Consider the following 11005-nt stretch of genomic DNA (forward strand, 5'->3'; position numbering starts at 1 on the left):
ATGGAAACAATACAACAGATCATTAAAAAGTTTGAAGCAACTAAGGATAAACAGGTATATAGTGAAATAATTGAACGTATTAAAACGGAAGAATTATTGTGGGTTTCCTATATTCCGTTTACAAATAATTACTATCTTGACTTTGAAAATGGTAAGCCAGCATGCTACCTATTTACTGAGAAAAAATACTACGATGAATATCAGGATTATATGATGCAGCAACAAATAATTGTTAAGCCTGTCGAAAACAATGAAGAACAAAGAATGTTAATGTTTGGTGATTTGTATCGAAGTGGTTTTGAAATGATTGTGATTGACAACGGTCAGACTCATTTGGTTATAAGCTTGTTTGATATTATTGATAAACCTGATTTTTCAGATGTTCCTGAAATAAACAGGCCAATAATGAATCCGGCATTAGTCTGCGCCGCTAACCATTTCTTTCAGGGGCTGAATACAAAAAGAGTTACACGTGATATGGAAGCAAATATGTTCAAGGAAATATATCATGTGAAATATCTTATGCCTTTAGATGCAAGTAAAATGAATATGGAAAAAACAAATGCAGATAACGGAGAATGTATTATAAAGGAAAATAGCATGATGCAATTCCCATTAATAACGAATTCAGAAGATAAAAGCTTCTATCCTTTTTTTACTGACTGGAATGAATTCAGAAGATTTGACAAAGAGCAAAAGTTTAGTGGTAATATTGTGACCTTTGATGACATCAAATATTTTGTTGATAAGTCTGATGGCATATCTATTAATCCCTATGGAGTAAATATTACTTTGACGAAAGATATGTGTAATGTTATTGAAAGTGTAGCAAAAGGCTCACCCCAAAATACAGTGATAAAAGAACAGGCAGCAGAGAAGGATACAAAGGTTATGCTTGGAGAGCCGGCAGAGTATCCTCAAAAGATGGTTGATGAAATCTGTAAATATCTTAAAACCAACAAGAATGTTAATGCCGCATACCTGAGATTAATGGTTAAAGATAATGAGCAAAGTTATCTTATTGTTGTTGATTTTTCTGGTGATAAAAATGAAGTTTTCAGTGGCATAGCCAATGCTGGAGTTCCTTTTTCGAATGGCAAATATCTTGATTTTGTTCCCTTATCAAGCAGTTTTGGAAAAGGAGCTGTCGAGAACGTAGAACCATTTTATAAGAAAAAGAAGTTTGGGATTTTTGGATAAGGATTTAATGGATTAGGAGGTAAATTAGTATGGAGGATTGGAAAAAGGATCGAATCGGTTCGGCTTTAAAAGGAGAGAATCCGACAGTTATAGCTAAAATGAAAAGTGGATTTGCAGTTATAGCTGATCCACAGTTTCTTCCTGGATATTGTATTTTGTTAGCTTATCCAAAAGTATTCAGTTTAAACGATTTAAACATTGAACAAAGAAAAGCATTTTTATTAGATATGAGTTTAATAGGAGATGCTATTACTGACGTATGCAAACCTATAAGGATTAATTATGATATATTGGGAAATAGCGACCAATTTCTACATGCACATGTTTACCCCCGTTATGAATGGGAAGAAGAGAGAAGAAAGCATCCGATGTGGTTATATCCAGAAAAATATTGGAGTGATGACAAATACCAGTTTAATGAAGATAAATACGGAGAACTAAAAAGTCAATTAAGTTTGAAACTTCAAAAGTTAATTGAATTGAGTTATAAGGCTTAATACATAAACTATCAGTTTCTTGATGATCAATATCTTTGGCTGGAAAAATGGTTAGAAGAGGTGAAATTAGATGATAAGCATTACTGAAATTGGACATGCAGACATTAACACTTTTTGGGAACTGCATTGGGCGTATCTAAACAGAGATATTTTTGATGAACATGATACGGATGAACTCAGGGAACATTTTCGCAGTAACGATTACAGAGGGACTATTGAGAAGTATATGGATAGGTTTCCGGATAAAGCTCATCTTCTATATTTTATTCGGGAAGGCATACGTATTGGCTGTGCACAATATATCATATATAAAAGCGAAGATGGAAAATGTTTTATTTTGGACTTTTGGGTATTCCCAGAATACAGAGGAAAAGGTACAGGGCATGATTGCTTTAAAAAGTTATCACAGTATGCGCAGGCAGATGAAGCCTTGTACTTTGAATTGAACGTGGCAAATGAACGTGGACATAAGTTTTGGTCAGATATTGGATTTGTGGATAACGGTATGGATGAGTATGGAATGCCACTAATGAAAAAGGCATAAATACTCCTTGAATTGAATTTGTGTATGAAAATTTTTCATGACGAAATGGAGGAAACAAATGTATCAGCATCATATAAAATCAATAGAAAATATGAAGGATTATTTTGCAGCGAAAGAAGAAGTGATTGCACTTATCTTTGGAGGCTCCGTAGCAAAAGGATGTGAAAGGGAAGATTCCGACTTAGATGCAATGGTTGTTATTTCTGACGATAAATATGCGGAAAGAAAAGCTCGTAATGCTACGGCGGAAACAATCGATGATCTGTGTACATATGACAGCGGTTATATCGACGTAAAATATATGACGAAGCAGTTTTTAAAGGATGCAGCCGAAAAAGGAAGTGAGCCTGCCAGAAATGCATTTGTGAAAGCACAGGTACTGTTTACAAAGGACTCGGAAATTCCAGATATTGTTGCTAAAATCCCTGTATTTCAAGAGAATGAAAAAGAAGAGAAAATGCTGTCTTTCTATTCTGATTTCTGGTTGAATTATTATTACTTTTTGAAAAGTTGTCCCGTAGATGGTTATATGCAGCTTCATTCCACTAATGAAGTAATCTACAGTATATATCGTATGGTATTACAGCAAAAGAATATATTATTTCCAAGCAACCGAAGACTTGAAGAATTTGTAAAAGCCATTTCGATGGATACAGAACATCTTGTAAATCTCGGAAGAACATTTGCAGCTTCCCAGAATTTGAAGGATGGGGATGAATTTGTAGATTGTTTTTTTAAGCTGATAGATTACAAATTTCCCGAAGATATAGGCATTGTATTATCACAATATACAACAGATTTCGAACAATGGTGGAGAATCCCCAGACCGAATATAAATGAGTGGTAAAATAAGATTTTACTTCGTCTATGTAATATCTTGTGATGTGGAAGGATGACGCCTTTATGAAATGGACAGAAAAATTTCCAAAGAATGTAAAGCCTGCTTATGAGGAATTAATCGAGTTTTTACCAGAAAGAATCCGAGAACTTTTTTTTCTTTTCGACAACGAAATGGCGTCCAGCTATAAAGTGTATAATAACTGCCCGCGTTTTGATAAAACTTTCGGTTGGACATACGGTTATTGCCGAAATTACCGTGTTGAATTGCTATCTGTTACAATCGGCGACGATTCTTTCAATGCTTTAGGCGTAACTGTAAAAGATGAGGAATCTTTCAATGTCCTGCTTGAAAAATGCAAAACAAAATATGAAGATGGATATGAAGAAAGATATGCCTTACTAACAGCTGCCAAAAAAGCAAATCAAATTGACAGGACAAAATCTCGTTTGGCTCGTGAGAAAAAGGAACTTACGGAGCTAACTGAAAATATTGATTCTTCAAAATTTAACAAATGTAAATGGGCTGAAAAAGTATCGCGAAATAAGTTGGTCAGACTATATCAAGACGAGGCGAAAGGCCTTCTTGATGAACATTTGCTTAATGAAATCGGTTATACGTTTTATGCTCGGTGCAAGCAGGCAAGAGATACCCGCGAAGGTTTAGATAGAGGCGAAATAATCTGCCATTACTGCGGTGCGGTGCATAAAGCCGTCAGTTACACTGCGTTGATAGCCTGCCCATGCGGATATTATTACACCTATCGTGAATACCGGCGCAGTTGTAACGCGAATAATGTACCTGGAGGACGCGCTACAGAAATATTTAACGCTTTTACGGACAACTGGATATTATGTAAATCCGCAAGTGAAAAGATGTTGTTGATAGACGGGTTAGTTCATGAATGTCATGTTAGTGCGATGACGGGTGAAAAAGGCAGAAGTGTATGTATGAATTTAATGGAAGGAACTCTTTCTCAGATAAAGGATATGCTGGAAATGTTAGCAGGAAGTAAATGAAAACGAAACTTCCATTTCAGAAAAATATATTCATGCTCTTAAAAAAGGCAGGAAGTTTATCTTAATACAAAATTGCTTCATTAAATAGGACTGTCTCTTAGTTGCTGTCAATTGCGGTTAATAAGGTATATGAACAACAATAGTAAGAGTTGAGAGGTAAATATGATTATAATAGGCTCGATTACTTGTTCCATTATAAATTGGCTGGTAATAGCAACTATGATAAATTGTATTCTTATGGGAGTGCCAATTCCCACCATTTCAAAAACGAATTATCCATTAACGCATATTATCACAAGCAAAAATTATATCGATATTCAAAAAAACTTTGAATGTTCTGCATATTCAACTGCATATCTCATGCGACATTATGGAATTCAAGCTAATGGGGAAGACATTTACAAAATAATGCCAAATAAAATGAATAATGGATATGTTTATCCAAAAGGTGTTGTAAGATTATTGAAACAACAAGGCTTTAAAGCCACCATCCGTATTGGAAATATAACAGAGTTAAAAAGAGAGGTTAGTAAGGATACCCCTGTTATAGTATTTATTAAAGTATATAAAGATAAAAGTTATTTACATTATGTACCTGTTGTTGGATTCGATGACGAATATTTTTATATTGCAGAATCTCTTAAAGAGCTGATTAATGTAAAGGATATGAGCTATAACCGCAGAGTATCAATCTCTGAATTTAAAAAGCTTTGGAATACAAGTGATTTTAAGATGCCACTTTATAAATATGCATATATCACAGTTAGTTCAAATAAGAAATTGGAAGTATAGTAAAGGTACATAAAGAGATTGGACGGAGACGTAATTTGAAAACATTACAATTGGTATTTAAATATACACAAAGCGAATATGTAAAAGCGGAAAGGCAATATTTGATTTTAAATAAAACGATACGTAAATATGATCCCATTTTAGCCACGCTGTTTTTGCTGTTCTCAATAAGCTGCATTTTTCTTTCTTCTTTCAGCGTATTTAGCATTATAATATTGGGAATCGTACTGATTGCTACGGCAATCGGCAGTTATTTATATTTTCTTATGCCTGTTTTTAAGTTTAAGTATACAGAAAAATATCACGAAGAATACATAATGGTATTTTCAAAAGACAGCATTAAGTGGATAACTCCAAGTATTGAATCGGAATTAAAATGGGATATTTACTCTGAGCTATGGGAAAGCAACGATTTTTATTATTTAATTCAAGTCCCACGTATGTATACGCTAATCCCTAAAAGAGCGTTTGCAGCCCAAAAGGATAAGCAAACTTTTGAAGAAATCGCACTATCCAGCCTAAAGTCCATAAAACGCATAGAATGAGTAGTTATTGAATAATCTGGAATTTTACGCAAATAGAATTCTTAGATATGCAAAATGTAACGTAATTGAAATTGGGAGAGGAATATTAGCATGTATAATAAGTTTGAAAGATGGATTGGAAATATATTAAGTCAAGAATTACCATCGAATATAATGGCGATTAATTTTAACCTCTACGAAGAAGAAAATGATGTTTGGTCTTTAGAATTGGTAGGTACAGCCAGCTTTGATACAGAGGATGATGATTGGGCATGTGATGAAACGTTTGATACACGGGAAACGCCCTTGAGATGGGAACAGAAAGCGGACTGGGAAGATATTCTTGTGAATATCAGCAGTATAATTAAGGAATATTTAGAAAAAGGTCAATATGCAGAAAAATTAAAAACTTACCAAGGTGTAGGTGTAGGTTTTGTCGATGGTGATATAAAACTTCTATATAAACGATAATGGATTAAGTGTAATAGTGATCTAAATACGAAAATGTTAACGTCAGGGTAAATGCTATTCTTGGATTTTCATATATTGCACGAATACATGGCAGGTTGGAAAAGCATATTGTGAATCCTATTATATTAAAGGAGTTAAGAGAAAATAAAGAATATGAATGGAGAATAATTGATTCCATTAATGATATTAATTTATTTTTAAAATGGTACTTAGGAAAGAAGCTTAAATAAAGGATGGAATCCGATTGCAATATTTAATAATAATGGAGTGAAGTTATGAATTATCTGGAAGATTTTGAAAGACACATATCATTATATGATGGAATGTTAATAGAAACAGGCGGCTCATTTGGAAAGGGAAAATTGGGTGGTGATAAATATGAAGGGGAATGTCTCGAAATAGCCAGAAAATACATATTAGCGGGAGGGGATAAAAGAGAATTGCTATTTGTAATAGATAACTATATTCTATTATATAAAGATGATAAAGAATGGAAATTTCTTGATTTGGAAATGTCTTTTCTGAACAGATTAAAGGAGAAAACAGAAAAATTATAAACACCAATTTGTTGAGCACAGGCAGAGTTAATCCGATTCTTAACTGCTGGTTTATTGGTTTTTCACTTTTCTGGAAGAGGTGAGTCATTGTCTGAAGAATTTAATAATGAGAATTATAGAGATAATTTTTTAATGATCTTAGATGAAGTTAAAGATACCTATTATATCCCCGAAGAAGCCGCATCCTTAATAAGATTTATCGAAGGATATAGCTCTGTGAATGACTTTTCAAGAATATGTTTTTCAGAGAGTGGCTGTAAAGGTGCAGAAATAAAAGATTGCAATCATGAATTCAGGGATAAAGTTTCAATATTTATATGTCTTAATAATAACATTAGAGTACCTCATATGCTATTAAAGGACTTGATTCAGGAAATTGGAAAAGAATCTCGGAGTTCCTGGGGGGCACCGGAATATTTATTTTTATTATCAGAACAACTTCTGAAAGAAACTGGAGTAAAGTATATCGAAACTTTTGGTGAAATGCTTTTTAGTAATATGGATACATATGGATCGTGCATTAGTATAGATTTTTCAAATATTGATGTCAGGGGAATCCTTAAGGATTTGAAAAGTAAAGAAATAAAAAGCAAATTAGTATTAGATTTAATTGAATACTTTGAGGCCAACTTGTGAGAGGCATAATTTCAAAAATATTTGAAGAGGTTACCGGCATGGACAAGAATTCTGTTAATAGAACAAACAGCTCCTATTGGGATACAAAAGGAAATGATGGAGTTTACCCCAAGGTCAAAATTTATTTTAGCAGCTATACAGCATAAGTAAAGGAGAAGGACAATGAAAATATCGGTTATTTTAGGACATCCATATGAGAAAAGCTTTAATAGCGCCATTTCTGAAACGGTAGTCAGTACACTAAAAAGCAATGGGCATACCATTATGTTCCATGATTTGTGCCAGGAAAGATTTGATCCCATATTGTCGGATGAGGAACTTGTCAGCGGCATTTCCAAAGATGCCTTGGTTCTCCAGCATCAGCAGGAAATAAAAGAAGCAGACGGAATTATTGTTATTCACCCTGATTGGTGGGGGCAGCCACCCGCTATTTTAAAAGGATGGGTTGACCGTGTGATGAGAGAAAATATAGCTTATACATTCCCGGTGGGCGATAGCGGCGGCGGACTGCCGATAGGACTTTTAAAAGCAAAAGCAGGATTGGTATTCAACACATCCAATACGCAGGAAGAACGTGAAAATGAAGTCTTCGGAGATCCTTTGCAGCGAATCTGGAAAGATTGTATCTTTGCTTTTTGCGGGGTTACCGTATTTGACAGGAAAATGTTCCGGATAATAGCGGATAGCACAATGGATGAGAGACAAATGTGGCTGAATCAGGTCAGTGACATGGTTAAGATATATTTTCCTTGATAGGGTAGATTACTATTAGTTCCATCAGGAGCTCAATATCTTATCTCTGCACATAAATATTCAAATAATTTAGATAACACGAAATATAACACATCCCTATAGTTTATTAAGAAATCAGAAATATATAAATCTTAACTTATAATGTAAAGGCGACACAGGTTGGACAATAGCATTAGAGCATTGTAAAGTAATATAAGAAATATTATCTGCAGAAAGCGTGAAAAAATGAATGACTGGTTTACTATTGAAAAAATAGATGATGATACATATGCAATCAGTGAATATAAGCACTGGGAAGAAACTCATTGTTACCTACTCAATGGAACAAAAAATAGTTTGCTGATAGATACAGGACTTGGTGTTGGGAATATCAAAAAGGTGGTTGATAAGCTTACAGATTTACCAGTAAAAGTAATAACGACACATGTTCATTGGGATCATATAGGTGGTCATAAGTATTTCAATGATATAGGTGTTTTTGAAGCTGAAAAAGACTGGTTAAAAATAAAGTTTCCCATTCCATTAAGCAGCGTAAAAATGAATTTACTAAAAGAACCGTGTGAATTTCCAGAGTATTTTGACATGGAAGAGTATCGCATTTTTCAAGGTGAAGCAGCTTTTTTACTACATGAAAACGATATTATAAATTTAGGAGATAGAAATGTCAGGGTGATACATACACCTGGGCACTCACCTGGCCATATATGTTTATATGAAGAAAGCAGAGGCTATTTATTTACGGGTGATTTAATATATGAAGGTACTTTAGATGCGTTTTACCCATCCACAAATCCTTATGAATTCATGAATTCTGTAAAGAAAATTAAAGAATTAGCAATAAAAAGGGCATTACCAGCACATCATAAGCTCAATATAAGTACTGACTTAATCCTTGAAATAGATAAAGGATTTACTGAATTATATGAAGCAGGTAAACTTAATCAAGGTAATGGAATGTTTTTCTTCGAAAATTTTAATATCCACATATAAAGGGAAGGCTGGTTGGAGCATTTTTAGTTCATAAAAATGTTTAAGGGTGACGCATAAGTATTAGAATGTTAAGCTTATTTATAAGCATCACTTTACTAATTTGATTAGATGATTCTTTCATCAATCAAAGAAGTGAAATATTTATTATACATAAAGGAGTAAAAACAATGTCACCATTAATAAAGTTACAAAGCGTAGTATTAGATTGCAAGAGCCCAGCTGAACTTGCTAAATTTTATATGTCACTATTAGGCGGAAAAATTGTATATGAAATAGAATATTTTGTAGCAGTCTCTATTCCAGGTAGTGTAATCAGTATTTCATGTCAGTTTGACGAAGACTATACGCCGCCTATATGGCCGGGTACAAGTGAAGAACAAATGAAAATGGTGCATCTCGATTTTGCTGTGCAGGATATAGAGGCTGCTGTACAATTTGCGGTGTCATTAGGAGCGACGAAGCCACAGACTCAATATTGGCAGCCAGACTTTGGTCCCCAGTGGATTACACTTTTAGATCCTGCAGGTCATCCGTTTTGCTTGTGCTCCCACGAAGGATGATGCCATTTTTGGGTTGTGTATAGTAGGAGAATATGATAAAATTATTATTAGAGTAATCGTGTACTGGACGATGTCAATGAATTATGTTATATATAGTGATTAATTTGTTTTGTATTAGTAATCATTGCAGTGCTTACCTATTTAGTAGAGAGGGCTTTCATATGAGAAATAATAAATTCAAACTTTTAACATGCTTTTTAATTATTATATCAATCCTGTTAGTAGATACAAGTCTGAATGCTTTTGCCGCATCAGTAACAAAAGCAGAGTATACGATGAAAAAAGACAAGGTAACTTATAAAGATAATAATGGCAAGGTAAGAGGAATTGTCTTTTTTCAATACCCTGTTATTAAGGGAGAAACAGGTGCTGCAAAGAAAATTAACGATGTATTAAAAAAAGAAAGTAAAGCATATATGCAGAATGAAAATGCTGAAACTCTAAAGGAATATGCAGAAGCAGCAATTGATAATAATGGTTTTTACAGCGAAGATGAACAATATTATTATAAGACAAACTGTAACGTGACATATAACGATAATTCGATTATTAGCTTGCATATGAAAAATGGCTGGTATGCAGGCGGAGTTTATAATCAAACTGATTTTGGATATACTTTTGATTTAAAAAGTGGAGATAAGCTCGAATTAAAAGATGTAGCCTCGGGAAATCCAACAACGATTAAAAATAATATATTAGCTGCCGCAAAAAAATATCTTACTTCTAATAGCGATTTTGACAAGAAAGCCTATGATTATATTAGGTCTTGCAAATTAAAGGATTATAAATTTTATTTAAGCAAGGGTAAAGTATATATTTGTTTTGAAAGTTATGAATTAGGACGAGGAAATGGCTGGGATATCTTTTCTATAAAAAGTAAGTATTAGTTGATATATACAAGGGGTTAGAGGCTGTGGAAGGTCGTAGTAAACGATTTGTACACAATTGAAATGAGAAATGAAAATAGCCGTAACATGACTTAAGTTGTGTAACGGCTTTTTGTAAGTGAAATATAAAGCAACGATGAATTGTATCAAGTTTAAGCTTGAGTGAGGGATGCCTGGGATGGTCCGGAGCATTATTAAACTTTTGTCTGGGAGCTTTGATGCGTGTAGGGGAATCGCGATCGGGAGTATCCTAAAGATTGTGTAAACCTTCAAACTGATGTAAGATGATTACAACAGTTTGGAGGTTTTATAATGTCAAAGAGAACGCGAGACGAATCACCACAGAAACAGGCTATGAGAGAATTGATGAAGGAATATCTAAAAAACAATGATGTTCAAGTCAAGAATGGTACTGATGTCAACTCCGTTATGCGGGATATGATGTCTGTACTGCTGGAAGGTGTTCTGGACGAGGAACTGGATGAAGAATTAGGCTATTCAAAGTATGATTATCGGAATAAGGATACCGATAATAGCAGAAACGGACATTCTTCCAAAACCATACATACCTCTTATAGTGATATGGAGGTGGCAATTCCACGTGACCGAAATGGGGATTTTGAACCCCAGGTTATTAAGAAGTATCAAAATACGGTTACCCAGGACATGGAGGAAAAGATTATATCTATGTATGCCAAAGGCATGACCACTACAGATATCGAAAGTCATATGCGTGA

16 protein-coding genes are annotated in these 11005 nt (G+C 34.1%); all 16 read left to right on the top strand.

The genetic code is table 11. From position 1 onward, the window contains the following. A complete protein-coding gene (locus BUB77_RS21140; RefSeq protein WP_073278916.1) occupies positions 1-1200 on the top strand; it encodes an enhanced serine sensitivity protein SseB in 1200 nt (399 codons plus the stop codon). A gap of 29 nt (positions 1201-1229) precedes the next feature. Then, positions 1230-1697, top strand: a complete 468-nt coding sequence (locus tag BUB77_RS21145; protein ID WP_073278917.1) for an HIT family protein — start codon at positions 1230-1232, stop codon at positions 1695-1697. A 70-nt stretch (positions 1698-1767) separates the two neighbouring features. Next, positions 1768-2241: a GNAT family N-acetyltransferase gene (locus BUB77_RS21150; protein WP_073278919.1), complete on the top strand. Its 474-nt coding sequence runs from the start codon at positions 1768-1770 to the stop codon at positions 2239-2241. A 58-nt stretch (positions 2242-2299) separates the two neighbouring features. After that, on the top strand, positions 2300-3088 hold the full coding sequence (locus tag BUB77_RS21155) for a nucleotidyltransferase domain-containing protein (RefSeq protein ID WP_073278921.1): 789 nt from the start codon (positions 2300-2302) through the stop codon (positions 3086-3088). A 56-nt stretch (positions 3089-3144) separates the two neighbouring features. Beyond that, entirely contained in the window at positions 3145-4098 is a 954-nt protein-coding gene (locus BUB77_RS21160; RefSeq protein WP_073278922.1) for a hypothetical protein, read from the top strand. Positions 4099-4260: 162 nt separating this feature from the next. Next, positions 4261-4890 carry a C39 family peptidase gene (locus BUB77_RS21165; protein WP_073278923.1) on the top strand — a complete coding sequence of 210 codons (630 nt, stop codon included), beginning with the start codon at positions 4261-4263 and terminating at the stop codon, positions 4888-4890. Between the two features lie 35 nt (positions 4891-4925). Continuing rightward, on the top strand, positions 4926-5435 hold the full coding sequence (locus BUB77_RS21170) for a YcxB family protein (RefSeq protein WP_073278925.1): 510 nt from the start codon (positions 4926-4928) through the stop codon (positions 5433-5435). A 90-nt stretch (positions 5436-5525) separates the two neighbouring features. Continuing rightward, positions 5526-5885, top strand: coding sequence for a hypothetical protein (locus tag BUB77_RS21175; protein WP_073278926.1), 360 nt, complete (start codon positions 5526-5528; stop codon positions 5883-5885). A 275-nt stretch (positions 5886-6160) separates the two neighbouring features. Then, positions 6161-6442, top strand: a complete 282-nt coding sequence (locus tag BUB77_RS21180; RefSeq protein WP_073278928.1) for a hypothetical protein — start codon at positions 6161-6163, stop codon at positions 6440-6442. Positions 6443-6529: 87 nt separating this feature from the next. Continuing rightward, the gene (locus BUB77_RS21185; protein WP_073278930.1) at positions 6530-7078 is read left to right on the top strand and encodes a hypothetical protein; all 549 of its coding nucleotides are present in this window, start codon (positions 6530-6532) and stop codon (positions 7076-7078) included. After that, complete coding sequence (locus BUB77_RS30050; RefSeq protein WP_170866707.1) at positions 7075-7224, top strand: hypothetical protein; 150 nt, start codon at positions 7075-7077, stop codon at positions 7222-7224. The genes BUB77_RS21185 and BUB77_RS30050 overlap by 4 nt, the downstream gene beginning before the upstream one ends. Before the next feature lie 16 nt (positions 7225-7240). Then, positions 7241-7831 (top strand): NAD(P)H-dependent oxidoreductase, encoded by a 591-nt coding sequence (locus BUB77_RS21190; protein ID WP_073278932.1) that lies wholly within the window; start codon positions 7241-7243, stop codon positions 7829-7831. Positions 7832-8056: 225 nt separating this feature from the next. Continuing rightward, positions 8057-8821, top strand: coding sequence for an MBL fold metallo-hydrolase (locus BUB77_RS21195; RefSeq protein ID WP_073278934.1), 765 nt, complete (start codon positions 8057-8059; stop codon positions 8819-8821). A gap of 167 nt (positions 8822-8988) precedes the next feature. Next, entirely contained in the window at positions 8989-9381 is a 393-nt protein-coding gene (locus BUB77_RS21200; RefSeq protein WP_073278936.1) for a VOC family protein, read from the top strand. 161 nt (positions 9382-9542) lie between these two features. After that, the gene (locus BUB77_RS21205; RefSeq protein ID WP_073278937.1) at positions 9543-10268 is read left to right on the top strand and encodes a PdaC/SigV domain-containing protein; all 726 of its coding nucleotides are present in this window, start codon (positions 9543-9545) and stop codon (positions 10266-10268) included. A gap of 312 nt (positions 10269-10580) precedes the next feature. Next, positions 10581-11005 (top strand): transposase (locus BUB77_RS21210; protein ID WP_170866708.1); only part of this gene is annotated, 425 nt, incomplete at its 3' end.

The sequence above is a fragment of the Anaerocolumna jejuensis DSM 15929 genome (genome assembly GCF_900142215.1).
Taxonomy (GTDB): domain Bacteria; phylum Bacillota; class Clostridia; order Lachnospirales; family Lachnospiraceae; genus Anaerocolumna; species Anaerocolumna jejuensis.

Bases quoted from the DNA above. Each gene is read 5' to 3' on its own strand.
- BUB77_RS21145 (WP_073278917.1), top strand. From the start codon at position 1,230: ATGGAGGATTGGAAAAAGGATCGAATCGGTTCGGCTTTAAAAGGAGAG.
- BUB77_RS21160 (WP_073278922.1), top strand. From the start codon at position 3,145: ATGAAATGGACAGAAAAATTTCCAAAGAATGTAAAGCCTGCTTATGAG.
- BUB77_RS21190 (WP_073278932.1), top strand. From the start codon at position 7,241: ATGAAAATATCGGTTATTTTAGGACATCCATATGAGAAAAGCTTTAAT.
- BUB77_RS21155 (WP_073278921.1), top strand. From the start codon at position 2,300: ATGTATCAGCATCATATAAAATCAATAGAAAATATGAAGGATTATTTT.
- BUB77_RS21150 (WP_073278919.1), top strand. From the start codon at position 1,768: ATGATAAGCATTACTGAAATTGGACATGCAGACATTAACACTTTTTGG.
- BUB77_RS21175 (WP_073278926.1), top strand. From the start codon at position 5,526: ATGTATAATAAGTTTGAAAGATGGATTGGAAATATATTAAGTCAAGAA.
- BUB77_RS21140 (WP_073278916.1), top strand. From the start codon at position 1: ATGGAAACAATACAACAGATCATTAAAAAGTTTGAAGCAACTAAGGAT.
- BUB77_RS21195 (WP_073278934.1), top strand. From the start codon at position 8,057: ATGAATGACTGGTTTACTATTGAAAAAATAGATGATGATACATATGCA.
- BUB77_RS21200 (WP_073278936.1), top strand. From the start codon at position 8,989: ATGTCACCATTAATAAAGTTACAAAGCGTAGTATTAGATTGCAAGAGC.
- BUB77_RS21165 (WP_073278923.1), top strand. From the start codon at position 4,261: ATGATTATAATAGGCTCGATTACTTGTTCCATTATAAATTGGCTGGTA.
- BUB77_RS21205 (WP_073278937.1), top strand. From the start codon at position 9,543: ATGAGAAATAATAAATTCAAACTTTTAACATGCTTTTTAATTATTATA.
- BUB77_RS21180 (WP_073278928.1), top strand. From the start codon at position 6,161: ATGAATTATCTGGAAGATTTTGAAAGACACATATCATTATATGATGGA.